Source organism: Kluyvera sp. STS39-E, from assembly GCF_040932435.1.
Classification (GTDB): Bacteria; Pseudomonadota; Gammaproteobacteria; order Enterobacterales; family Enterobacteriaceae; genus Kluyvera.
This window is the reverse complement of sequence record NZ_JBFQGA010000002.1, coordinates 401017-422994: the sequence shown is the minus strand read 5'-3', so window position 1 is coordinate 422994 and position 21978 is coordinate 401017. Positions and strand designations below refer to the sequence as shown.

Annotated in this window: 24 protein-coding genes and 1 other RNA gene; 10 read left to right on the top strand and 15 right to left on the bottom strand. The window is 53.3% G+C overall.

Annotated elements, in window-relative coordinates:
* Positions 1 to 114 precede the first annotated feature (114 nt).
* Both glnK and amtB read left to right on the top strand, forming a co-directional pair.
* The gene (gene glnK / locus AB4K05_RS05570; RefSeq protein ID WP_004858743.1) at positions 115 to 453 is read left to right on the top strand and encodes a P-II family nitrogen regulator; all 339 of its coding nucleotides are present in this window, start codon (positions 115 to 117) and stop codon (positions 451 to 453) included.
* A gap of 33 nt (positions 454 to 486) precedes the next feature.
* Complete coding sequence (gene amtB, locus AB4K05_RS05565) at positions 487 to 1773, top strand: ammonium transporter AmtB (RefSeq protein ID WP_368479171.1); 1287 nt, start codon at positions 487 to 489, stop codon at positions 1771 to 1773.
* Between the two features lie 142 nt (positions 1774 to 1915).
* On the opposite strand, the gene tesB is transcribed toward amtB, so the two are convergent.
* Positions 1916 to 2776 carry an acyl-CoA thioesterase II gene (gene tesB, locus AB4K05_RS05560; RefSeq protein WP_368478994.1) on the bottom strand — a complete coding sequence of 287 codons (861 nt, stop codon included), beginning with the start codon at positions 2774 to 2776 and terminating at the stop codon, positions 1916 to 1918.
* Positions 2777 to 3001: 225 nt separating this feature from the next.
* Between tesB and AB4K05_RS05555 the strand changes: the two genes are divergently transcribed.
* Entirely contained in the window at positions 3002 to 3502 is a 501-nt protein-coding gene (locus AB4K05_RS05555; protein ID WP_368478993.1) for a YbaY family lipoprotein, read from the top strand.
* A gap of 74 nt (positions 3503 to 3576) precedes the next feature.
* Here AB4K05_RS05555 and AB4K05_RS05550 read toward each other — a convergent pair whose 3' ends face one another.
* A complete protein-coding gene (locus AB4K05_RS05550; protein WP_368478992.1) occupies positions 3577 to 3888 on the bottom strand; it encodes an MGMT family protein in 312 nt (103 codons plus the stop codon).
* 164 nt (positions 3889 to 4052) lie between these two features.
* Between AB4K05_RS05550 and ffs the strand changes: the two genes are divergently transcribed.
* From ffs to AB4K05_RS05535, 3 genes are all read left to right on the top strand, one after another.
* Positions 4053 to 4149: signal recognition particle sRNA small type (ffs, locus tag AB4K05_RS05545), an RNA gene on the top strand.
* 301 nt (positions 4150 to 4450) lie between these two features.
* A complete protein-coding gene (locus AB4K05_RS05540; RefSeq protein WP_368478991.1) occupies positions 4451 to 4699 on the top strand; it encodes a hypothetical protein in 249 nt (82 codons plus the stop codon).
* A complete protein-coding gene (locus AB4K05_RS05535; protein ID WP_368478990.1) occupies positions 4696 to 4911 on the top strand; it encodes a hypothetical protein in 216 nt (71 codons plus the stop codon). Before AB4K05_RS05540 ends, AB4K05_RS05535 begins: the two co-directional genes overlap by 4 nt.
* An 88-nt stretch (positions 4912 to 4999) precedes the next feature.
* On the opposite strand, the gene AB4K05_RS05530 is transcribed toward AB4K05_RS05535, so the two are convergent.
* Complete coding sequence (locus AB4K05_RS05530) at positions 5000 to 6427, bottom strand: PLP-dependent aminotransferase family protein (RefSeq protein WP_368479170.1); 1428 nt, start codon at positions 6425 to 6427, stop codon at positions 5000 to 5002.
* 87 nt (positions 6428 to 6514) lie between these two features.
* Between AB4K05_RS05530 and AB4K05_RS05525 the strand changes: the two genes are divergently transcribed.
* Positions 6515 to 7126 carry a YitT family protein gene (locus AB4K05_RS05525; RefSeq protein WP_368478989.1) on the top strand — a complete coding sequence of 204 codons (612 nt, stop codon included), beginning with the start codon at positions 6515 to 6517 and terminating at the stop codon, positions 7124 to 7126.
* 109 nt (positions 7127 to 7235) lie between these two features.
* On the opposite strand, the gene AB4K05_RS05520 is transcribed toward AB4K05_RS05525, so the two are convergent.
* The 5 genes from AB4K05_RS05520 to AB4K05_RS05500 form a co-directional block, all read right to left on the bottom strand.
* On the bottom strand, positions 7236 to 8801 hold the full coding sequence (locus AB4K05_RS05520) for an EAL domain-containing protein (protein WP_368478988.1): 1566 nt from the start codon (positions 8799 to 8801) through the stop codon (positions 7236 to 7238).
* Positions 8802 to 8885: 84 nt separating this feature from the next.
* The gene (locus AB4K05_RS05515; RefSeq protein ID WP_368479169.1) at positions 8886 to 9545 is read right to left on the bottom strand and encodes a methionine ABC transporter permease; all 660 of its coding nucleotides are present in this window, start codon (positions 9543 to 9545) and stop codon (positions 8886 to 8888) included.
* Positions 9542 to 10333, bottom strand: a complete 792-nt coding sequence (locus AB4K05_RS05510) for a methionine ABC transporter ATP-binding protein (RefSeq protein WP_368478987.1) — start codon at positions 10331 to 10333, stop codon at positions 9542 to 9544. Before AB4K05_RS05510 ends, AB4K05_RS05515 begins: the two co-directional genes overlap by 4 nt.
* On the bottom strand, positions 10330 to 11136 hold the full coding sequence (locus tag AB4K05_RS05505; protein WP_368478986.1) for a MetQ/NlpA family ABC transporter substrate-binding protein: 807 nt from the start codon (positions 11134 to 11136) through the stop codon (positions 10330 to 10332). Before AB4K05_RS05505 ends, AB4K05_RS05510 begins: the two co-directional genes overlap by 4 nt.
* A 28-nt stretch (positions 11137 to 11164) precedes the next feature.
* Positions 11165 to 12196, bottom strand: a complete 1032-nt coding sequence (locus AB4K05_RS05500) for an isopenicillin N synthase family dioxygenase (RefSeq protein WP_368478985.1) — start codon at positions 12194 to 12196, stop codon at positions 11165 to 11167.
* A 282-nt stretch (positions 12197 to 12478) separates the two neighbouring features.
* Between AB4K05_RS05500 and AB4K05_RS05495 the strand changes: the two genes are divergently transcribed.
* Positions 12479 to 12742: a type B 50S ribosomal protein L31 gene (locus AB4K05_RS05495; RefSeq protein WP_368478984.1), complete on the top strand. Its 264-nt coding sequence runs from the start codon at positions 12479 to 12481 to the stop codon at positions 12740 to 12742.
* Positions 12742 to 12882, top strand: a complete 141-nt coding sequence (gene ykgO / locus AB4K05_RS05490; protein ID WP_003859006.1) for a type B 50S ribosomal protein L36 — start codon at positions 12742 to 12744, stop codon at positions 12880 to 12882. The genes AB4K05_RS05495 and ykgO overlap by 1 nt, the downstream gene beginning before the upstream one ends.
* Here the strand turns inward: ykgO and AB4K05_RS05485 are convergent.
* Positions 12879 to 13589, bottom strand: a complete 711-nt coding sequence (locus tag AB4K05_RS05485) for a GNAT family N-acetyltransferase (RefSeq protein WP_368478983.1) — start codon at positions 13587 to 13589, stop codon at positions 12879 to 12881. The genes ykgO and AB4K05_RS05485 overlap by 4 nt on opposite strands.
* Before the next feature lie 103 nt (positions 13590 to 13692).
* On the opposite strand from AB4K05_RS05485, the gene AB4K05_RS05480 reads away from it, so the two are divergent.
* On the top strand, positions 13693 to 15147 hold the full coding sequence (locus AB4K05_RS05480) for a PLP-dependent aminotransferase family protein (RefSeq protein ID WP_368478982.1): 1455 nt from the start codon (positions 13693 to 13695) through the stop codon (positions 15145 to 15147).
* Here AB4K05_RS05480 and AB4K05_RS05475 read toward each other — a convergent pair.
* The 6 genes from AB4K05_RS05475 to acrA all read right to left on the bottom strand — a co-directional run bounded on the left by AB4K05_RS05475 (position 15122) and on the right by acrA (position 21921).
* Positions 15122 to 15592, bottom strand: a complete 471-nt coding sequence (locus AB4K05_RS05475; protein WP_368478981.1) for a YlaC family protein — start codon at positions 15590 to 15592, stop codon at positions 15122 to 15124. The genes AB4K05_RS05480 and AB4K05_RS05475 overlap by 26 nt on opposite strands.
* A 104-nt stretch (positions 15593 to 15696) precedes the next feature.
* Positions 15697 to 16251 carry a maltose O-acetyltransferase gene (gene maa, locus AB4K05_RS05470; protein WP_368478980.1) on the bottom strand — a complete coding sequence of 185 codons (555 nt, stop codon included), beginning with the start codon at positions 16249 to 16251 and terminating at the stop codon, positions 15697 to 15699.
* Positions 16252 to 16392: 141 nt separating this feature from the next.
* A complete protein-coding gene (locus AB4K05_RS05465) occupies positions 16393 to 16611 on the bottom strand; it encodes an HHA domain-containing protein (protein ID WP_035891858.1) in 219 nt (72 codons plus the stop codon).
* Between the two features lie 25 nt (positions 16612 to 16636).
* The gene (gene tomB, locus AB4K05_RS05460; protein WP_368479168.1) at positions 16637 to 17011 is read right to left on the bottom strand and encodes an Hha toxicity modulator TomB; all 375 of its coding nucleotides are present in this window, start codon (positions 17009 to 17011) and stop codon (positions 16637 to 16639) included.
* A 544-nt stretch (positions 17012 to 17555) separates the two neighbouring features.
* Complete coding sequence (gene acrB / locus AB4K05_RS05455; RefSeq protein ID WP_368478979.1) at positions 17556 to 20702, bottom strand: multidrug efflux RND transporter permease subunit AcrB; 3147 nt, start codon at positions 20700 to 20702, stop codon at positions 17556 to 17558.
* A gap of 22 nt (positions 20703 to 20724) precedes the next feature.
* On the bottom strand, positions 20725 to 21921 hold the full coding sequence (acrA, locus tag AB4K05_RS05450) for a multidrug efflux RND transporter periplasmic adaptor subunit AcrA (RefSeq protein ID WP_368478978.1): 1197 nt from the start codon (positions 21919 to 21921) through the stop codon (positions 20725 to 20727).
* Positions 21922 to 21978 lie beyond the last annotated feature (57 nt).

The following is a 21978-nucleotide window of genomic DNA, read 5'->3' as shown; positions in this document are numbered from 1 at the left end:
CTGACGCAACCCCTGATTTTACCGCTAGACGCCGTGATTTTCATTTCTGGCACGCCCCTTGCTTTATCTCTTTCGTGTTCGCAGCCATTACCGAATTCTGACTGGAGGGGATCTATGAAGCTGGTTACCGTCGTAATCAAACCATTCAAACTTGAAGACGTTCGTGAAGCGTTGTCTTCAATTGGCATTCAGGGCTTAACGGTGACAGAAGTGAAAGGCTTCGGTCGTCAGAAAGGTCATGCTGAGCTGTACCGTGGCGCGGAATACAGCGTCAACTTCCTACCAAAAGTAAAAATTGATGTGGCGATCGCCGACGATCAACTCGATGAAGTTGTCGACGTGATCAGCAAAGCCGCTTACACCGGAAAAATTGGCGACGGTAAGATTTTTGTCGCTGAACTGCAGCGCGTTATCCGTATTCGTACCGGCGAAGCCGACGAAGCGGCGCTGTAATTCCCAGCCTGCACAGAGATAGGGTGAGAGATGATGAAAAAAACAATGGTAAAAACAGGGTTGAGCGCACTGGCGCTGTTGCCGGGTCTGGCGATGGCGGCACCGGCGGTGGTGGATAAAGCGGATAACGCTTTTATGATGCTGTGTACCGCACTGGTGCTGTTTATGACCATTCCGGGCATTGCGCTGTTCTACGGCGGCCTGATTCGCGGTAAAAACGTCCTGTCTATGCTGACGCAGGTGGCGGTGACGTTCGCGCTGGTTTGCGTGCTGTGGGTGGTTTATGGCTACTCGCTGGCCTTCGGTACCGGCGGCAGCTTCTTCGGCAGCTTCGACTGGCTGATGCTGAAAAATATTAAGATTACTGACCTGATGGGCTCCTTCTATCAGTACATCCATGTCGCGTTCCAAGGCTCCTTCGCCTGTATCACCGTGGGGCTGATTGTTGGTGCGCTGGCGGAGCGTATTCGCTTCTCTGCGGTGCTTATCTTCGTGGTGATTTGGCTGACACTTTCCTACGTGCCGATTGCGCACATGGTTTGGGGCGGCGGCCTGCTGGCGAGCCACGGTGCGCTCGACTTTGCCGGTGGTACGGTGGTGCATATCAACGCCGCAGTCGCGGGTCTGGTAGGCGCGTACCTGATTGGTAAACGCGTGGGCTTTGGTAAAGAAGCGTTCAAACCACACAATCTGCCAATGGTGTTTATCGGCACCGCCATCCTCTACTTCGGCTGGTTCGGCTTTAACGCCGGTTCCGCAAGCGCGGCGAACGAAATTGCCGGTCTGGCGTTTGTTAACACCGTGGTGGCGACGGCTGCGGCTATTCTCGGTTGGGTCTTCGGTGAGTGGGCGCTGCGTGGCAAACCTTCTTTACTGGGCGCATGTTCCGGGGCGATTGCGGGCCTCGTGGGCATCACTCCAGCCTGTGGTTATATTGGGGTTGGCGGCGCGCTGATCCTCGGCATCGTCGCGGGACTGGCTGGACTGTGGGGCGTGACTTCACTCAAACGCGTACTGCGTGTCGATGATCCGTGTGATGTCTTCGGTGTGCACGGCGTGTGCGGCATCGTCGGCTGTATCCTGACCGGTATCTTCGCTTCCACAACGCTTGGCGGCGTGGGCTACGCCGAAGGCGTGACCATGGGCCATCAGGTTCTGGTTCAGTTGGAAAGTATCGGTATTACTATCGTTTGGTCTGGCGTGGTGGCCTTCATTGGCTACAAAGTGGCAGATTTGACCGTTGGTCTGCGTGTTCCTGAAGATCAGGAACGTGAAGGTCTGGACGTCAACAGCCACGGCGAAAATGCCTATAACGCTTGATCTGCGTAGCCGGGGGACGGTGGTGACATCGACCCCGGGTTTTTCGAAAACGAAGTTTGCGCCTCGCCCGAAAGACCAAAAGGTAATCTCCAAAGCCAAAAAAGCCTCCCAATGGGAGGCTTTTTTGTGGGCTAAACCAAGGTTAACCTCGGTTACGCATGACCCCTTCTTGCACCGTCGAAGCAACCAGCACGCCATCTTGGGTATAGAATTCGCCGCGTACGAAGCCACGCGCGCTAGAGGCCGAGGTGCTTTCCACGCTATACAGGAGCCATTCGTTCAGGTTGAACGGACGGTGGAACCACATGGAATGGTCAATGGTCGCCACCTGCATACCCGGTTCGAGGAAGCCCACGCCGTGAGGCTGCAGCGCCACCGGCAGGAAATTAAAATCAGAGGCGTAGCCCAGCAGGTACTGATGGATATGCAGATTGTCCGGCACCGCGCCGTTGGCGCGCATCCACACCTGACGGCGCGGCTCTGCGGCGTGACCCTTCAGCGGGTTGTGGAATTCAACCGGGCGGATCTCAATGGGCTTATCGCACAGAAATTTCTCCGCAACCTGCGGTGGCAGCAGATGAGACAGCGAGCGGGCGATATCTGTTTCCGATGGCAGGCCGTCCGGGGAAGGGGCCACCGGCATGGTTTTCTGGTGCTCATAGCCCGGTTCCGGCGCTTGGAAGGATGCCGTCATGTAAAAAATCGGCTTGCCATTTTGGATGGCGGCGACGCGACGCGCGCTGAAGCTGTTGCCATCGCGCAGTACTTCGACATCGTAAATAATGGGCTTTTGGCTGTCGCCTGGTCGCAGAAAATAGCTGTGGAACGAGTGGACTAAACGATCGGCTGGAACGGTCTCTTTGGCGGCATACAGCGCTTGGCCAACAACCTGTCCGCCAAATACCTGGCGCAGACCCAAGTCTTCACTCTGACCACGGAACAGGCCTTCTTCAATTTTTTCCAGATTTAATAATGTCAGTAAATTTGATAGCGCCTGGCTCATTGGTACCCTCTAGAATTTTAGATTTTATTGCCATAGCGGCAGGTGAATACTTCCATTATAACGTAATTTCGCGAGTGGTCCGATGGGTTCAATTGTCTGAATAATGGGGTGTTTGCAGGTATTAATGTAAAATATGTGCCACACTTAAGCGGTTAAGTTTGTTAAAGCGTTGTCATCTGATTGAGAAAATTGGCTCAATTTGGGTGATCAAAAAGGAGAATGCTAATGAAACTTGTGCCGATCTTAAGCGGTCTGGCTATTGCACTTGCCGTTGCAGGCTGTGCGCAGACGCACCAGCAAAGTCAGAATCAGACACCAGCACCAGAAGCAGCGGCCGCCGCACAACCGATATCTGGGCCGAACGTCTCCGGTAATGTGATTATCCGCCAGAAAGTTGCCCTGCCGCCGGATGCGGTGTTGACGGTCACGCTGTCTGATGCGTCGCTGGCCGATGCACCATCGAAGGTGCTGTCGCAGAAAGTCACCCGGACGGAAGGCAAGCAGGCACCGTTTAGCTTTGTGCTGCCATACAACCCAGCGGATATCCAGCCGAATGCGCGTATCCTGTTAAGTGCTGCGGTAACCCTTAACGGTAAACTGCTGTTTATCACCGATACCATTCAGGAAGTGATAAACCGTGGCGGCACGAAAGCCGATCTGATGATGGTTCCGGTGCAGCAAACGCCGGTTCCGGTTCAGGACGCTGCGCCAGTGCAGATTCCGTAAAGACAAATGCCCTCCTGAGTGAGGGCATTTTTTTGCCGGATGTAATCACCCGTTGAATCACACAGAATAAAGCGTTAGTAGTGCCAGCGGTATTTCTGCATATCAATTTGCCCACTCCCGGAAACTTGCACCCCATCGGCCAACAGCGCCTGTCGTTGTCGCTGGAGATCGGGGCCCGTCAGCGAAATCGCGCCATGGCGATTAACCACCCGATGCCACGGTAACGTGGAGCCTTCCGGCAAACGTCTGAGAACGCCACCGACCTGTCTTGCCGCGCGAGGCGATCCGGCAAGTCTTGCAACATCACCGTAGGTGGTTACGTATCCTTGCGGGATTGCGGCGACGATTTGCCATACGCGGTGGGGAAACGAGTCTTGAGCGTCCATAGTCTATTCCTGAAAGCAGAAGTATCAGCATAATCAGACTGATGGTCAGTGGGAAGAGGGAATTGTGCAAGAATCCAGCAGGTAAAAGCGGATAGCTTGCAATTGGCTGGCTCAGCAGTGATAATGCGCCAGCGCGTTGGGAACAACGCTCTCAATGGGGGCTCTGTTGGTTCTCCCGCAACGCTACTCTGTTTACCAGGTCAGGTCCGGAAGGAAGCAGCCAAAGCAGATGACGCGTGTGCCGGGATGTAGCTGGCAGGGCCCCCACCCATTTGTGCCTCCCTAAATTTCTTATCTCCCCCAAATCCTTTATTCACATAGATATTTTGTGGTTATTTATCACGCCTCTCGCTTTCATTCATTTAAACTTCATTTACTTGTAACAATACTGTCATCTATGTGTCATAAATTGTATTTAAATTAACATTAGGTTTTAACATTACCGTGAATGTTATAAATATATTTGTGGAATGTACTATTGGTTTGATGTATTAGTTATTACAGAAATAATACAAAAACCATTTTAGCCGCGTGCAAACGCGTTGCTACGGAAGGAGTAAACATGACAGTCGCAGTGCTTAACGTAAAAATTGATGAGACGGTAAAAGAAGGACTTCGCCACTACGCAGAGGCTAATAGCCTAACGTTGAGTGCAGCGACGGAAAAGCTGTTACAGCTGGCATTTGGAACAGAAGTTGAGGCGGGTGTATGTGAAGACGACATTGACAGCCAGCATACGGAAGAAGATGTTGCCCCATTCACACCTAAAGAAATCAAGGCATTACGAAAAATCCTGAAGAAGAGAAAATGAAACAGCAACCTTCAATAGCGGCAAACTATGGTGAAGCCTGTGATTTGTTACGCTCGGGCTACGTAAAGCATGTTCTTCTAAACTGGAATGTAGGCAGCGATGAGTTCTTTCGAATTGCCTCAGACTGGTGCGATACCGGTGCTAAAATTAAAAAAGAGGGAGAATCTTTCGTTATTTCTCTAAAAGGCTTTCCGATCCCCCCTCAGCACTAATATATTATTTCGCGCAGCTAAACTACGCAAAATAATATAAACATCAGGCTGGCTACGCTATTGGGTTCATTTTCCCTTTTGCGCGCGGTTAAATTATTTTCCGCATTTTATTTGCGCCGTGCTGGCCTGCTAACGTCGCCCATATCGGCTGTAATGTGGTAAAGGCGCGGCGTAGCGTATCGTCATCCAGTGTGAAGGGGATCCGCAGATTTCGTTCTCCGCCACCCGCCAGCCCAAAACGCGTGCCAACACCCAGATGAATGCCGTAGCCTTCAGCGCGGGCCGCAAAGCGTGTCGCCATCATTTCCGGCAGTTCAACCCAAAATGACAATCCCCCTTCCGGTAGAATAAATTTCCACTGGGGGAAAAATTCTCGCATCAGGTCGGCACACATATCGCGGCGGGTTTTTAGCTGACGCCTTTTTTCGGGCAGCAGCGAGGCCTCATTTTCCAGCAACCAGCAGGTTGCCAATTGTTCAAGAAGCGGCGAGCCAAGATCAAGCGTATCGCGGGTTTGAATTAATGCCGCAACAGTCTGCGATGACGCGCGCACCCAACCCAATCGCAGGCCACCCCAAAAGCTTTTCCCAGTCGAGCCTACGGTAATGATCGGCGCGTCTGAATTAAATGCGGCCAGCGGCGGCGGTGGGGGAGCGTTGTACCATAAATCAACCATCGTTTCGTCGACCACCAGCGTCGTGCAGGTACGGGCGGCCATGTCGGCGACGATTTGCCGCGTCGCGCTATCCATACACTGCCCGGTTGGGTTTTGAAAATCGGGCATCAGATAAGCCAGGCGCGGGGCCGTCTGGGCAATAATGGCTGCGAGGCCATCGGTATCCCAACCTTTATCGGGCAGCGGTAGCGCCACCGGACGGCAAGATGCGCCTTCAATGGCGGCTATCGCTAGCGGATAGGTCGGTGTTTCCACCACTACGCGGTCTCCAGGCCCGGTGAGATAGCGCAGAATCAGCGCCAGCCCGCTGACTGCGCCGTTGACCAGCATAATTTCGTCGGCGGTGGTGGGCAGACCACGCTCACTGTAGCGCCGGGCGATAGCCTCTCGCAGAACGAGCAGTCCATGCTGATCGTAACCGGTATGGGCAAGATAACCGGGCAACATGCTGAGCGCGTGGCTGTAGGCTTGATGGATTTCGGCACCGGCTGCCAGCGCAGCGGTGGAGAGATCCAGCGTTGGTGAGGAGGAGATACGCGGCGCGCGCGGGTTGAGCTCAGCGCTGAGCGTGACCGTAGAACCGCTGCCTTGGCGGCTTTGCACATAGCCTTCATCACGCAACTGCGCCAACGCGCTGGCGATGGTGGTTCGGCTGACGCAAAGGGCGCTGGCAAATTCGCGCTCGCCCGGAAGTCTGGTTCCGAGCGGCAGGCGCCCATCCAGAATTAACAGCCGCAGTGCGTCCGTCAACTGCCGCCATATAGGCGTGGAAGAGGGTGTTTCTTGCCAGTGGCCTAACAGGCGAACGAGCGATTGGGTGGCGGAGCGTCGGATCATCAGTGCAGTCCACTTTTTAAAAACTGGTCATTAATCATAATGCCATTTTTGCCGATGATAAAACCCTCAAACGACTCCGCAGAGGTAATCATGCTACGCCGACTGATTCAGCTTTACTTTGGGTTAATGCTCTACGGGGTATCGACCGCCGTTTATGTCCGCGCCAATCTGGGCGCCGACCCGTGGAACGTCTTCCACCTTGGGGTCGCGGGCTTGACCTCTCTAAATATTGGCATGGTGATGATCTTAACCGGCGCAGTGGTATTGCTGCTGTGGATCCCATTGCGTCAGCGCCCTGGTCTTGGCACCATCAGCAATGTGATTGTGCTGGGACTGGCTGCGAACGCGACGTTGGCGCTGATGCCGCCGCTGGAATCGCTCTGGCTGCGTAGCGTGATGTTGGGGCTGGCAGTGATCCTGAACGCCTTGGCGACGGGCATGTATATTGGTGCCGGTTTTGGCGCAGGCCCGCGCGATGGGCTGATGACCGGTATTCATGCCCGTACCGGCTGGCCGGTGCGCTGGATCCGCATGGCGATTGAACTTTCGGTGCTGGTTATTGGTACGCTGCTTGGCGGCACGTTTGGCGTCGGAACCGTGCTGTATGCGCTGGCGATTGGCCCGTTGATTCAAATCTGCCTGCCGTGGTTCCAACTGCCGCGTGTGGCGCAACGCCGGGTGGAAAAAGTCGAGCATGCATGAATGACGCTCAAATAAGGGAATTAACGCGGTAGGCCGGATAAACGAAGCGCCATCCGGCACCGATTGCCGGATGGCGGCGTAAACGCCTTATCCGGCCTACCCTACTCGTTTAACTTTGATGCATCCGCAGGTTGTCCTCTGCCCAGAGAATAAAGGCCTCTTTCTTAAGGGCCTTGCTATACAGCCAGCCTTGCCCAAACTGTACGCCATGTTCGCGCAACCATGCTTCTTGGCTGGGCGTTTCAATGCCTTCTGCTACCACGTTCAGCCGCAGCGTTTTCGCCATCTCTATGATGTATGGCGTGACCTGTGCGTATTCCAACGTATCAACGAATGATTTATCGAGCTTTAGGGTATCGACTTCTAAATCCTGCAGATAACGCAGGCTCGAGTAGCCAGTGCCAAAATCATCGATATAGACCGCATGTCCAGCGCGGCGATAGGCGGCGATGGCCGGCAACGTCGTTTTTGGGTCGGCAAACCCGCGTTCGGTCAACTCAAGGGCAATTTGTTGCGGCTGCACCTGCCAGACTCTGAGCTGCTGGTGGAGGAGGGTTTGCAGCATCACCGACTGAAAATCGGCTACCGACAGGTTAATCGAAACGTGTAGCTCGGGGTGCATATGCAACCATTTGCCGAGATCGCGAAACACCATCTTCACTACATTTTCCGTCAACTGGGTAATCAGCCCGGTTTCTTCGGCAAGTGGGATAAAGATATCTGGCGACAGGTAGGTGCCATCGGACTGCTTCCAACGGGCGAGCGACTCGCAGCCCACGACCTTGCCGTCAGCAAGCGAGACGATGGGCTGATAGTTGACGCTAATCTCAGCGTTGTTCAGCGCATCCAGCACCTGCTGGCGCGGTGATTGCAGGCGGCGCAGCACGCGAATAATCAACCAGCTTGCCAACAGGCTCATCAGCACGCCGATGGGCATCCAGATGATCAGTTGATGACGCAGGCGTTCAGACAGCGGCAGGCTTGAGGACCAAGTCATGATCGCCACTTGCAGATCGGGATACTGGCGCACGGTATAGACGGTATTATTGTCGGTCAACGACTCCAGATTGCCCTGTCGAATGCGCGTCCAAGCCTGTTTATTAAGTTCAGCGCTGCTGGCGAGCACCCGGTTATTGTGGGTGCTGAGCAGTGCTACCTGCGTCGTGGCGTGGGTGAAGGGTATCACATCAATAAACGACATCGGGTCAATGATCACCATATGGTGATCGGAGGCAAAGGCCGCCATATAGCGACGAATACCGACATCGTTTTGTTGTGTATACCAAGCGCGATAACCTGAGGGAATGATCCTGTCGGGTTTGGGAAAGGTAAAGGGAATGCCGTTGCTTTCAAGCGATGAGCATTTTGCGGTGAGACCATCGAGATACAGCACTTCCTGAATATAACGCCAAGAGTAGGAGAGGCGGCGCATCTCCTGTAAATGCGCCGGGCTACAGCCGGGGGCAGCCAAGCCATCCATTTGTTTTAGCGCGCCTTTCGCTTGATTCATCACCTGCTCGGTGCGAATCAGTACCCTTGAGGCGTAGGTCTCTTGTTCTGCAATAAATTGCTTATGCGCTTCTCGTTGCGCCAGCCAGATGCTTAAAATAATGGGCAGAAGTATGGCCAGGATAAGCATGCCGGTTATTAGACCGACCTGATGTCGAGTAGTCACTGTCAGTCCTTATCCTGGGAGAGGTACGACAAGTATACCCGACATTCCATGCGCTTAGAGGGTGTAATCGATTTCCCAATGGATTTAGCGTCGATGCGCCAGCGCTCTGACCAACTTGTCGCCACCCATCTGTACGCCTTGTACCATCAGCACCAGAATAAGCACCGTGCCGACCATAATTTGATCGTTAAAACGCTGATAGCCATAGCGAATTGCCAAGTCGCCTAGCCCGCCACCGCCAATAACGCCGGCCATTGAGGAGAAGCCAATTAACATCACCACCGTTAACGTGGTTGCCGCCAATAGTGCCGGAAGCGCTTCTGGGAGTAGCGCTTTAGTGATGATGTGCCAGATGTTGCCGCCCATGGAGAGCACGGCTTCGATACGCCCGTAATCAACCTCATCTAGGGCGCTTTCCGTCAGGCGAGCAAAGAACGGAAATGCACCGATAGTGATTGGCACAATGGCGGCCGTACTGCCAAGCGTGGTGCCAACCAGCAGCCGGGTAAAGGGGATTAAGGCGATCAGCAGCACGATAAACGGCAGCGAGCGGCCGGTGTTGATAACGGTACCCAGCACGGCGTTAAGACGCGGCATCGGCATTAGCCCATGGCGGCGGGACAAAAACAGCAGCACGCCAATCGGCAGACCTATCAACACGGTGAACAGGGCCGCCAGCCCGACCATATAAACGGTATCCAGCGTACCGTCGACCAGTAAAGGCCATAAATCTTCCCAGCTCATGCGACTATGCATAGATGTCTCCTGTCCAAACCGTGGCGTGCGAGGAAGCGCCGTTCTTCTTCGCCATCGCTGAGTAAAATATCCCGTAGGCGTGACCAAGGTGCCGCCAGTAGATCGGCTATTTTGCCGCTCTCTTGCAGTTCGCCCGCTTCCAGAAGTGCCGCGTGATCGCAGAGATTTTTGACCACTTCAAGCTGGTGGGTAATCAAAACGATGGTCAGCCCGAGCTGGCGATTAATGGTCTCCAGCAGTGCCAGCACGCTGGCAGTGGTTTCGGCATCCAACGCGCTGGTAGCTTCATCGCACAGCAGCACGTCTGGGTCAGCCGCCAGCGCGCGGGCAATGCCGACGCGCTGTTTTTGTCCGCCGGAAAGCTGAGAAGGGAAGGCGTCGGCTTTGTCGCCGAGGCCAACCAGCGCCAGCAGTTCCGCCACTCTTTTTTGCCGCTGTGGTTTTGGTACGCCAGCGATTTCCAGCGGCACCGCCACGTTGTCGGCAACATTGCGGGCATGTAGCAGGTTGAAGTGCTGAAATATCATGCCGGTGCGCAGGCGATGGGCACGCAGGCGCGCCTTATCGTACTGCACGATATCTTCACCGTTGAACAGGATGCGGCCCGCGCTGGGCCGCTCCAGTAAATTCAGGCAGCGGATCAGGGTACTTTTTCCTGCGCCGCTGCGCCCAAGTATCCCGTAAATCGCCCCTTTCGGAACGGTGAACGAAACATCGTTGAGTGCCGGTTGGCCGCTCCCGGCATACTGTTTGCTCAGCCCTTCGATGACAATCATGATTTCGGCGCGTTAACCGGGATCACCGAGCCGTTGTAGTGCTGGCGAATAAATTCAGCCACCTGCGGCGAGGTCAGATCTTTTGCCAGCTCTTTAATTCGGGGATCGTTTGCCAGCTGCGGGTTGGTGACCAGAATATTGGCGTAAGGGTTGTTGGTGGCGCTCTCGATTCCCAGCGCGTCTTTTGCCGGTGACAGACCCGCCTCTAGGGCATAGTTGCCATTAATCACGCCCAGATCGACATCATCCAACGAGCGTGGGATCTGCGGAGATTCCACTTCGAGGATCTTCAGCTTGTGCGGGTTCTCAACGATATCTTTCGGCGTGGCGAGGGTGGTCGCCGGGTCGGTAAATTTTGCATCCAGTTTAATCAGTCCCTTACTTTGTAACAGGAACAATGCGCGGCTTAAGTTGGTGGTGTTATTCGGCACCGCGACGGTGGCGCCTTCCGGCAGCGATTGCAGATCTTTATGTTTGCGCGAGTAAATCCCCAGCGGTTCAATGTGCACGGTGGCGGCCACGGCAAAGGTTTTGCCCAGCGCTTTTTCCTGATCCTTTAAGTACGGCACATGTTGGAAATAGTTGGCATCAACGTCGCCATTGGCCAGCAGTTCGTTGGCGTTGACGCCGCTGGTCAGCTCGACGATTTTTAGGTCAAGCTTTGGATCCTGTTTTTTAATGAAGTTGAGGATCTCTGCGTGCGGCACTGGATCAGCGGCGATGCGCAGTGGCTCGGCGGAGGCGTTCCAAGCCAGAGAAAGAGACAGTGCAATTCCTGCCAGTTTAAATGCGGCATGTTTCATGTTGGGTATCCTTGTTTGAATAATGGGGTCAGGCGATAAGTTGTTCACTGCGCGCGCGCAGCACATCCCGGTAATAACGTTCAGCCACGTCCGGATGGGAGCGCAGGCGGCCTTTCAGGTAGTTCCAACCGACGTCCCGCAGCAGCGGATTTTGCGGGTCGCTTTGCGGCCCGGTGGCTTCCCGCGCCAGCGCTTCCGGCAGCGAGTACACCGGCACTACCGCATCGAGTTGTGCGCCAAGGAAGAAGGCGATGGACAGACGTTGCTGATTGGCCGGTGGTGAAACCACACGATGAACGGTTGCTCGCAAATAGCCGTTGGTCGCCAGTTCCAGCAATTCGCCAATATTGACCACAAAGCTGCCCGGCAGCGGTTTGGCGTCAATCCACTGGCCGTCACTGACCTCAACTTGTAAGCCTTTCTGCTCGTCTTGCAGGAGGAAGCTCAGAAAACCGGAGTCTTTGTGCGCGCCTACGCCCTGGGTGCTGCTGTGCGTTTCCTGCTGACCCGGATAGCGAATGAGCTTGATGTGTTCGTTTGGCTTCTCGCCGTACAGCGTATCGAAAGCTTCTGGCGGAAGCTGCAACGCCTCAGCAAAGGCGCGCAGCAGAGTCATCGCCATTTCAGTCATTGCACGCTGCCATTGCAGCAGTACCGGGCGCAGGGTAGGCAATGATTCCGGCCAGAGATTCGGTCCCTGAAGTTGAAGCCAGCGAGGGTCGTGTTCACGTAATGACACCGCCTGCCGTTCGGCGCCGATATCAAACTGTTCCCGCCAATCCGGCTGGCCGCGCGTGAGCTCGGCGGCACTGCGGTTATAGCCGCGAAAATGTGGGGAATGAATCATCGCCACCTGCTGTTTTTGTTCGTCGGACAGGGCGAAAAAACGGCGAGATTCAGATTGCAGCGACCGCTGCAAGGCAGCATCGATACCGTGATCGGTGAGATAGAAGAAGCCCACGTCGCGGGCCGCATGGCGAAGATGCGCGAGAAACGCGTCACGCTCAGACGGCTGGTGATACTGCGCGAGGCTTAAAATTGGCAACGTGGTCAGGCTCATTATTTTCTCCGTTTTGCAGATTTATGCTTGGTAATTCAGGCGGTGCGAAAGGGGGATGACAACAACAGCGCTGCATGGGATATCTCCTTTGGGTTGATAGTGACAGCCTGCCTGAATGCGAAAAACGGCTCCAATAACGTTAATTTCTAATTTATGTTCGCGCGGGGGTCTGAGCTTTTGCGAAAAATAGCAATAGCAAAACCATGCAAAGAGAAGGGTTGTAATGTGTAGGATGACGGCGTATCGTAATTGTTATGTTATAACGTAATGATCGAGGGTCAAATGAAAGCGAATATCCATCCCCATTATCGTCCTGTCGTGTTTCATGACACCAGTGCCAATGAGTTCTTTACCGTAGGGTCAACCATCAAAACCGACCGGGAAATTGAGCTGGAAGGGGTGACATATCCTTATGTCACGATTGATGTTTCGTCTAAATCGCATCCGTATTACACCGGTAAACAGCGTACGGCGTCTGCAGAAGGCAGCGTGGCGCGTTTCACTCAGCGATTTGGTCGCTTTGTTGACGTCAAAAGAGGTTCATGATGCAGGTTCTTAACTCATTGCGCAGTGCAAAGCAGCGCCATCCGGACTGCCAGATAGTCAAACGCAAAGGGCGTCTGTACGTTATCTGCAAATCTAACCCCCGTTTTAAGGCGGTGCAGGGGCGTAAGAAACGCCGTTAAGCGCTTGCTTTTCGTAATGTCTCCAAGGAGTGGATTTGCTTGCCGTCGGCACCAAAATTGTCGGCGGCAAGCCATTTCTGGAAGGCTTCATCCAGAGCGGGCCACTCACTATCGATGATTGAAAACCAGTCGGTGTCGCGGTTATGACCTTTAATCACCAGCGCTTGACGAAAACGTCCTTCAAATTGAAAACCTAAGCGCAGCGCGGCCTTGCGCGACGGTTCGTTAAAGCTATTACACTTCCATTCGTAGCGACGATATCCCAATGCTTCAAAGGCATAACGCATCAACAGCCACTGCGCTTCTGTTGACGCCGGGGTGCGGGACAACAGCGGCGAGAAGTGAACGTGGCCGACTTCCATCACGCCGTTTTTCGCGTCAATCCGCATCAGCGCCAGGGAGCCTACCGCGAGATCTGTTCGGGTGTCTATCACCGCAAACTGAATCGGATCTTGAAGGGTTTCGATGCTCGATATCCACTGGCGGTACTCTTCCAGCGAGCTTTCCGGTTCGCGTAGCAGCCACGTATAGCTGCGAGTGTCTGTTGCCTGCTGGTGGGCGGCAAACAGCGCGTCGGCATGTTTAAGGCTTAACGGTTCCAGACGACAATAACGGCCTTCTAGGGTTACACGTTGCGGGTGCTGGCGCGGTTGCCAATCTTGCAGGGCATCGCCAATTAACTGACCAAACTGATTAAGCTGACTCATAACCTCTCCTTGGGAAAAGAAACAATACGCTGAGCGTAGAGGTTTACTGGTTCCATAAAAAGTGCCATTGGCGTATCTTTTTATGGTGCCATGAGGAGGCGAGATGAATATTCCTGACGATCCCTTTTTCACTATGCTTGCGCGTTCACTGCGGTCACGCGACGGTGAAACGCTGCAACGCAGCCTGTACGTCACGCTGAAAGAGGCGATTATGCAGGGGCAACTGCAGGCGCAAAGCTGGCTTCCCGGATCTCGGGTGATGGCACAGCGGTTATCGATTTCACGTAACACGGTGAACGCGGCGCTGGAACAGCTGGCGATGGAGGGCTATTTACGTCGAGATCGCCGGGGTTCGCGAGTGACCGCGCTGCCTCAGTCGTACAGCCGTGATTGTTCAACGGTAAATGTGTCGGCGTCTTTATCACCGCGTTTGCAGGCCCTACCGCCAGTTTTGCCGCGCGATACGCCGCCGCTGCTATTCGCGCCTGGGACGCCAGCTATCAACTATTTTCCACTGCCGTTGTGGCGACGGCTGCTTGATAACGTCCTGCGGGAAGAGGGGAGCAGCGTGCTCGGCTACGGGGATTCGGCAGGGGAATGGCCGCTACGGGTGGCGATTGCCCGCCATTTGGCTCTCTCTCGCGGTATTAACTGCGATGCCCGGCAAATAGTGATTACGGAAGGGGCGCTGGAAGGGGTTAACCTGTGCACTCAGTTGCTCAGCGTTCCTGGACAAACCGCTTGGGTTGAAGAACCGGGTTATTTCGGCGCAAAGAGCGCGTTTATTTCCGCCGGGCTGAAGCTGGAAGGCGTACCGGTGGACGAGGAAGGGATGAAAATCAACCGCGACCTACCCGCTCCGACGCTCATTTTTACCTCTCCATCACATCAGTACCCTACCGGTAGCGTACTCAGCGCCGCGCGCCGCCTAGCGCTGTTGGAGTACGCCCGCCAAAATGGTGCTTGGATTGTCGAGGATGATTATGACAGTGAGTTTCGCTTTAGCGGCGAGCCCATTCCAGCAATGCGGGGCATGGTCGACAATGCCCCGGTGGTCTATTTAGGCACCTTCAGTAAAACGTTATTTCCGTCGCTGCGGATTGGATTTATGGTGCTGCCGCCTGCACTGGTGGAATCGGCACAGCCGGCAATTCGTGCGCTGCTTCGTGGAGGCCATCGTGCCGAGCAGCGTGCCTTGGCACGCTTTATTGAAGAAGGACACTATGCGCGTCATCTCGCCGCGATGCGCCGTTTATACCGAAAACGGCAAGCGCAGCTGCACGAGGCGTTGGAACAGGAGCTCACGGTTGAGCACAGCGTCATGGCGGGGGAAGGAGGGCTGCATTTAACCGTAGCCATTGAGGGGATTGATGATGTGGAGTTGGTGCGCCAAGCGCGCCAGCATCAGTTAGCGCCCAGTGCGTTGAGCACGTTTTATCTTAATCCCCAGCACGCCCTCTCGGGGTTGGTGCTGGGCTATGGCAATACGTCAGCGTCACAATTTGCAACGGCAATACGCGCGCTACAGCGCCTTATTGCGCAGCACCGCTGCGGGTAAGACTGAAAATATCGTAGAACGACAGCTCACCTTTGGTTGAGAGCATTTTCTGCAACTGCGTTTTCGACTGACCATCTACGCGGCTGGAGTTCAGGATGCGTTCAATAAGCTGCGGTGGGACAAAGCGGGTGTTATACCACTCGCCGTTGTAGCAGACGCGGAAATCCAGCACATCAATATCTTCGTATCGGTAGCGTGGATAAACGTCGAAGAAGAAGAAACCGTTAAGCAGCACAAACATCAGCCACAGTAGCCAGACCGAATCCGCCAGCGTATCAGAACGCATCATCACCACGAGGGTTGCAAAGAAGGCAAGGTACATGGCGATGAATAGGCCGGGATGATTGCGGATAAAACTGATACTAAAGCGTGGGCGGTTGTCACGCTTTTCAGCTAAATTCAGTTCATCAATAGTTTGCGTGAGTAATCGCTGGATCTCTGACATCTTATGCTCGGCAACGGAAGGCTCAATAGCCTATTGTATGTTGCATTAATCCATACTGAAAGTAACAGATCAGTTGCAAAAAAGCATAACAGTCCGTCAATCTTTCAGCTCACCATTTTGATGATTTTAGCGGGGTTGCCACCGACTACGGCATTCGCTGGGACATCCTTGACCACCACGGCGCCTGACGCAATTACCGCATTATCGCCGATTGTCACGCCGGGATTAATAATGGCGCGCCCGCCAATCCAAACATTATTGCCAATCGCGACCGGTTTGCCGTATTCCACGCCGCTATTGCGTTCATCGGCATTGAGCGGATGCGTTGCGGTATAAATATGTACGCCGGGGGCCAGCATACAGTTATCACCAATATGGATAGGGCACACATCTAGCATGACGCAATCAAAATTGGCGTAGAAATTGGTGCCAAGGAAAATGTTATAGCCATAGTCGCAGCGAAACGTCGGCTCAATATAGGCGTCATCGCCTTTGCCTAATAGTTCGCTGAGGAGTTGCGCACGGGTGGTTTTTTCATCAGGGGCCGTGTGGTTATAACGGTGGATAAGGTGCCTTGCGCGTACCCGGTCCATTCTTAGCGTGTCGTCTGCCGGGCGATAATGCTCGCCAGCAATCATTTTTTGCTTTTCAGTACTCATGGGAGCCTCCGTATACGGGAAGCCACTACCATAAAAGGCTATCGGCTTTTTGGGAACGTTCCCGAATTGTAGTTGTGATAATAATCACAGTTATAGGTCAAAACAGGAGAGATGAACCTTGTGCTCACAACAGAAGAAAGATTAGCGAATGAACTTCCATACGGTTGACGGGATTTTGTCGTACAGCTTATTCATGGTCAATTCAGCCAGACGATGATCGGCTGCTGAGTAAAATACCGCCAGTTCATTATCAGAAAGTTCATATTTATTTTTTTCAATGACGCGCTCTAGAGTATCAATTGACTGACAGCGGCGTAGTCGCATCAAATAATCAGTTTTAGTTAGTGGTTTATCAGACATAATTCACCTATTGATTGTAATAGTTTTAACAAGAGAGGCTAACGGGGTTAGCACGGCTAGCGTTGACAAAACAGCGGAAAAGCCTGTTCCCTGACTTGCGCCATTTAAGTAAATCATCGCTATTAATGCCGTAGTTGCCGAACAGCATGAAAGTATCATCCAGATATTCGTCAATCTGTGCAATCAGTTTATTATCTTCATCGTACTTAATCTTATAATTAAGTGCGAACGTTGCAATATGTTCTATCAGTTCATTTAGCTGTAGGTTGATTGCTGAAGTAGGGTCATTAACCCAGCCATGGTTGCTCTCTTCCAGCGTGGAAAGGCTGTCATGATACAGGGTTTCGCAAAGAAACTTAAGCTGTGCGATATCATGTCTTTTTGGTGAGTATTCGTCCATAACGCATCCCCCTGATAGCAGAACAAACAACGAATAACAAATACCGGTGCGGGATGGGTACTGCTGGTTAACCAGAAACATGTACATGTCCCCGATCTGCTGTAACTATAATCCACTCTGGAAAAGATTTCACCGAGCTATTACGAAAAATTACAATTTAGTCGCCGATGGTTATTCTTCTTTAGTGGTCAGGACAATGCTAAGCATTAAAGGCTAACATCTTGTTTCCACATAAGAAGCATCTATCGGATTATAGCGACTCAATAGCTTCGACCACAAATTTCTCACGAAGTTTCAGTACACGTCGTAGGAATATTCTTAATTAATTTAAGAAATGACAGCCATTCTGATTTACTCAAAATAAACTCAAGACAATTCTCAAATTGCGATTTTATAAGGGAGCGTTCTTTTAATATTAATCGCGAAAACAATATCAACCTTTTTTATGATTGATTAAAAAACAGACGAGACAGGTGTCATCTGCTTTTATCGGTAAGATGGATAAAAAAAGGGCCGCTTGCGCGGCCCTTTAGCTGTCAGAATTTTAGTGATGTTCTACGTTATGGCTATGCTCAATGTCTTCGCTCTTACGACTAAAGCGACGACGAACAACCACGAAGAACACCGGAACGAAGAAGATCGCCAGAACGGTCGCGGTGACCATCCCGCCCATTACGCCCGTACCAACGGCGTTCTGGGCACCAGAGCCTGCACCGGTACTGATAACCAGCGGCATAACACCGAGGATAAAGGCCAGCGAGGTCATCAGGATTGGACGCAGACGCATACGAACCGCTTCCAGCGTCGCTTCAATCAGACCTTTACCTTCTTTGTCCATCAGGTCTTTGGCGAATTCAACAATCAATATTGCGTTCTTCGCCGATAGCCCGATGGTGGTCAACAGACCTACCTGGAAGTAAACGTCGTTGGTCAAACCGCGGAATGTAGCCGCCAGCAGTGCGCCGACAACCCCAAGCGGAACAACCAGCATGACCGAGAACGGAATCGACCAGCTCTCATACAGCGCTGCCAGACACAAGAATACGACAATCAGTGAAATGGCATACAGGGCAGGGGCCTGGTTACCAGACAGACGTTCCTGGTAGGACATCCCCGTCCAGTCATAGCCGATACCTGCAGGCAGTTTACCCGCCAGCTCTTCCATCAGGTTCATCGCTTCACCGGTACTCTTACCCGGTGACGCCTGACCAAGAATTTCCATCGATGGCAGACCGTTGTAACGTTCCAGACGCGGTGAGCCGTATTCCCAACGTGAAGTTGAGAACGCTGAGAACGGAACCATCTGACCATTGCTGCCACGAACGTACCAGTTACCGATATCTTCCGGCAGCATACGGTATTTCGCTTCAGACATCAGATACACCTTCTTCACGCGACCACGGTCGATGAAGTCGTTGACGTAGCTACCACCCCAGGCCGTACCCAGCGTGGTGTTGATGTCGCTAATAGAAACGCCCAGCGCCTGTGCTTTTTCCTGATCGATATCGACCTTGAACTGAGGCGTATCTTCCAGACCGTTAGGACGGACGCCGGCCAGCATGTCAGGGTGCTGCGCAATCATGCCGAACAGCTGGTTACGCGCCTGGGTCAGTTTTTCGTGGCCCAAACCGGCCTGATCGATCAACTGGAAGTCGAAGCCGGTAGCGGTACCCAGTTCAACGATGGCTGGCAGGTTAAAGGCGAACACCATCGCATCTTTAATCTGTGAGAAGTAGCCCATCGCACGTCCGGTAATCGCTTCAACCTTATTCTCGTCACCTGGACGTTGGCTCCAGTCTTTCAAAGAAACGAAGGCGATACCGGTGTTCTGACCACGACCCGCAAAACCAAAGCCGTTAACAGCAAAGACGGATTCAACGTTGTCTTTTTCTTTGGTGAGATAGTAGTTGGTCATCTCATCAAGTACTTTCTGCGTACGCTCCTGGGTTGCACCAGCAGGCAGCTGCGCCATGCTCAGGAATACGCCCTGGTCTTCGTCCGGCAGGAACGAGCTTGGCAGACGAACGAACAGGAACGCCATTCCCACTACGATTATCAGATACAGCAGCAGATAACGACCGGTGCTACGCAGAATGTTGCCTACGCTGTCGGTGTAGTGATGCGTACTCTTATCGAACATCCGGTTAAACCAACCAAAGAATCCGGTGGTTGCCCCGTGGCTGCCTTTCTGGATAGGTTTCAACATGGTGGCGCACAGCGCCGGCGTCAGAATCAACGCTACCAGTACGGACAGCGCCATTGCAGAAACGATAGTGATGGAGAACTGACGGTAAATTGCACCGGTAGAACCACCGAAGAAGGCCATCGGGATAAATACGGCTGACAGCACCATCGCGATGCCGACCAGTGCGCCTTGAATCTGGCCCATGGACTTACGCGTTGCTTCTTTTGGCGGCAGGCCTTCCTCGGCCATAACACGCTCAACGTTCTCGACCACCACGATGGCGTCATCCACTAACAGCCCGATGGCGAGCACCATCCCGAACATCGTTAGCGTGTTTATAGAGAAGCCAAAGGCGGCAAGTACCGCAAAGGTACCGAGCAAGACGACCGGAACGGCGATAGTTGGGATAAGCGTCGCGCGGAAGTTCTGCAGGAACAGGTACATGACCAAGAACACCAAGATTATCGCTTCAACCAGCGTTTTCACAACTTCGTGAATCGAGATCTTAACGAACGGGGTGGTGTCGTATGGGTAAACGATTTTCAAGCCTGATGGGAAGAACGGTTCCATCTTCGCCAGTTCGGCGCGGATAGCGTTCGCGGTATCCAAGGCGTTAGCGCCAGTAGCCAGTTTAATCCCCAGACCGGAAGCCGGCTGGCCGTTAAACTTAGCGATAACGTCATAGTTTTCACCGCCCAGCTCTACCTTCGCGACATCACGCAGGCGAACCTGAGAGCCATCCTGATTCACTTTCAGCAGAATGTTGCTGAACTCATCGACGTTAGTCAGACGGGTCTGCGCCACGATGGAGGCGTTCAGCTGCTGGCCTTTCACCGGCGGTGTACCACCTAACTGGCCTGCGGCAACCTGGGCGTTCTGTGCTTTCAGCGCAGCAATTACGTCAACCGGCGTCAACTGGAAGTTGTTCAGTTTGTTCGGGTCCATCCAGATACGCATCGCGTACTGGGAACCAAACAGCTGAACGTCACCCACACCGCTGGTACGGCTGATGGCATCCTTCATGTTGGCAGCCACGTAGTCAGAAATATCATCCTGATTCATGGTGCCGTTGGTGTTGATAACGCCGACGACCATCAAGAAGCTGCTGGAGGCTTTTTCAACGCTGATACCCTGCTGCTGAACTTCCTGCGGCAGAAGTGGCGTCGCCAGAGCGAGCTTGTTCTGAACCTGAACCTGGGCGATATCTGGATCGGTACCTGATTCGAAGGTCAGAGTGATGGTGGCAGTACCGGTGGAGTCGCCGTTGGAGGACATGTACATCAGGTGATCGATACCGTTCATATTCTGTTCGATAACCTGAGTAACCGTGTTCTGCACAGTTTCGGCGTCAGCACCGGGGTACATGGCTGTGATCGAAATCGCAGGCGGCGCAATCGTTGGATATTGCGCTACCGGCAATTTGAGGATCGATAGCCCCCCAGCCAGCATGATAATAATGGCGATCACCCATGCAAATATGGGGCGATCGATAAAGAAATTAGGCATGTCTTAACGGCTCCTGTTTAAGTTAAGACTTGGTTTGTTCTGACTGAGCGCCGCCTGCTGCCGCAGACTGTTTAGCGTCAGAAGTGACTTCCTGGGCTTTAACCTGCGCGCCCGGCTTCACTTTTTGCAGACCGGTGATAATCACGCGATCGCCATCTTTCAAACCACTGGTCACCAGCCATTTATCGCCAATAGCCTGTGATGCTACGATCTGACGAGTTTCGACTTTATCGCCTTCGCCCACGACCAGTGCGGTTGCATCACCGCGTGGCGTACGGGTCACACCTTGCTGTGGCACCAGCAGCGCGGTCGGGTTGGTCCCTTCTTCCAAGCGAGCGCGGACAAACATGCCCGGCAGTAACGTATTATCTGGGTTAGGGAACACAGCGCGCAGGGTGATAGACCCGGTAGTCTGGTCAACGGTGACGTCAGAAAACTCTAGCGTTCCGCTCTGCGGGTATTTGATGCCGTCGTTGGTCACCAGATCCACTTTCGCTTTACCGTTTTCCTGCTTCAGCTTGCCGTCAGCCAGTTCCTGCTTCAGACGTAAGAAGTCGTTACTGGATTGGGTCACGTCAACGTAGATAGGATCTAACTGCTGAACGGTTGCCAGCGCGGTGGCCTGGCCGTTTTGCACCAGTGCGCCTTCGGTCACGGAAGATTTACCAATGCGTCCGCTGATAGGCGAGGTCACTTTGGTGTAGGCAAGGTTGATACGCGCGGTTTCAACAGCGGCTTTTGCCGCAACAACGGCAGCGTTAGCCTGTTGTGCATCGGCGACGGCGGTGTCGTAATCCTGACGGCTGATGTACTGCGTACCCAGCAGTTTGGAATAACGATTAACGGTGAGTTTGGCAATATTCGCGGCGGCCTGTGCTTTCGCTAAATCCCCTTTGGCGCTTTCATAAGATGCCTGATAGGTTGCCGGATCAATCTGATAAAGCGACTCACCTGCGGTGATATCACCACCTTCGGTAAAGTTGCGTTTCAGAATAATACCGCTGACCTGCGGACGAACTTCCGCCACGCGGAATGCATTCGTACGGCCGGGTAATTCTGTCGTGATTACAAGAGGTTCAGATTTGAGCGTCACAACGCCAACTTCTGGTGCCTGTTGTGCTCCTTGCTGAGCTGGTTTGTCGTCACATCCTGTTAGCGCTAAGCTGCCTGAGAGCATCAGAACGACCGCCAGAGGCGTTAACCCTCTGTTTTTGTTCATATGTAAACCTCGAGTGTCCGATTTCAAATTGATCAATGGAACAAGCGTCCACAAACC

Excerpts from the sequence above, each read along its gene's own strand:
- AB4K05_RS05550 (WP_368478992.1), bottom strand. The coding sequence starts at position 3,888 with ATGGACGCTCAAGACTCGTTTCCCCACCGCGTATGGCAAATCGTCGCC.
- acrB (WP_368478979.1), bottom strand. The coding sequence starts at position 20,702 with ATGCCTAATTTCTTTATCGATCGCCCCATATTTGCATGGGTGATCGCC.
- AB4K05_RS05525 (WP_368478989.1), top strand. The coding sequence starts at position 6,515 with ATGCTACGCCGACTGATTCAGCTTTACTTTGGGTTAATGCTCTACGGG.
- AB4K05_RS05510 (WP_368478987.1), bottom strand. The coding sequence starts at position 10,333 with ATGATTGTCATCGAAGGGCTGAGCAAACAGTATGCCGGGAGCGGCCAA.
- amtB (WP_368479171.1), top strand. The coding sequence starts at position 487 with ATGAAAAAAACAATGGTAAAAACAGGGTTGAGCGCACTGGCGCTGTTG.
- AB4K05_RS05465 (WP_035891858.1), bottom strand. The coding sequence starts at position 16,611 with ATGTCTGATAAACCACTAACTAAAACTGATTATTTGATGCGACTACGC.
- AB4K05_RS05505 (WP_368478986.1), bottom strand. The coding sequence starts at position 11,136 with ATGAAACATGCCGCATTTAAACTGGCAGGAATTGCACTGTCTCTTTCT.
- AB4K05_RS05500 (WP_368478985.1), bottom strand. The coding sequence starts at position 12,196 with ATGAGCCTGACCACGTTGCCAATTTTAAGCCTCGCGCAGTATCACCAG.
- AB4K05_RS05540 (WP_368478991.1), top strand. The coding sequence starts at position 4,451 with ATGACAGTCGCAGTGCTTAACGTAAAAATTGATGAGACGGTAAAAGAA.
- glnK (WP_004858743.1), top strand. The coding sequence starts at position 115 with ATGAAGCTGGTTACCGTCGTAATCAAACCATTCAAACTTGAAGACGTT.
- maa (WP_368478980.1), bottom strand. The coding sequence starts at position 16,251 with ATGAGTACTGAAAAGCAAAAAATGATTGCTGGCGAGCATTATCGCCCG.
- tesB (WP_368478994.1), bottom strand. The coding sequence starts at position 2,776 with ATGAGCCAGGCGCTATCAAATTTACTGACATTATTAAATCTGGAAAAA.
- AB4K05_RS05480 (WP_368478982.1), top strand. The coding sequence starts at position 13,693 with ATGAATATTCCTGACGATCCCTTTTTCACTATGCTTGCGCGTTCACTG.
- tomB (WP_368479168.1), bottom strand. The coding sequence starts at position 17,011 with ATGGACGAATACTCACCAAAAAGACATGATATCGCACAGCTTAAGTTT.
- acrA (WP_368478978.1), bottom strand. The coding sequence starts at position 21,921 with ATGAACAAAAACAGAGGGTTAACGCCTCTGGCGGTCGTTCTGATGCTC.
- AB4K05_RS05555 (WP_368478993.1), top strand. The coding sequence starts at position 3,002 with ATGAAACTTGTGCCGATCTTAAGCGGTCTGGCTATTGCACTTGCCGTT.
- AB4K05_RS05475 (WP_368478981.1), bottom strand. The coding sequence starts at position 15,592 with ATGTCAGAGATCCAGCGATTACTCACGCAAACTATTGATGAACTGAAT.
- AB4K05_RS05495 (WP_368478984.1), top strand. The coding sequence starts at position 12,479 with ATGAAAGCGAATATCCATCCCCATTATCGTCCTGTCGTGTTTCATGAC.
- ykgO (WP_003859006.1), top strand. The coding sequence starts at position 12,742 with ATGCAGGTTCTTAACTCATTGCGCAGTGCAAAGCAGCGCCATCCGGAC.
- AB4K05_RS05515 (WP_368479169.1), bottom strand. The coding sequence starts at position 9,545 with ATGAGCTGGGAAGATTTATGGCCTTTACTGGTCGACGGTACGCTGGAT.
- AB4K05_RS05535 (WP_368478990.1), top strand. The coding sequence starts at position 4,696 with ATGAAACAGCAACCTTCAATAGCGGCAAACTATGGTGAAGCCTGTGAT.
- AB4K05_RS05485 (WP_368478983.1), bottom strand. The coding sequence starts at position 13,589 with ATGAGTCAGCTTAATCAGTTTGGTCAGTTAATTGGCGATGCCCTGCAA.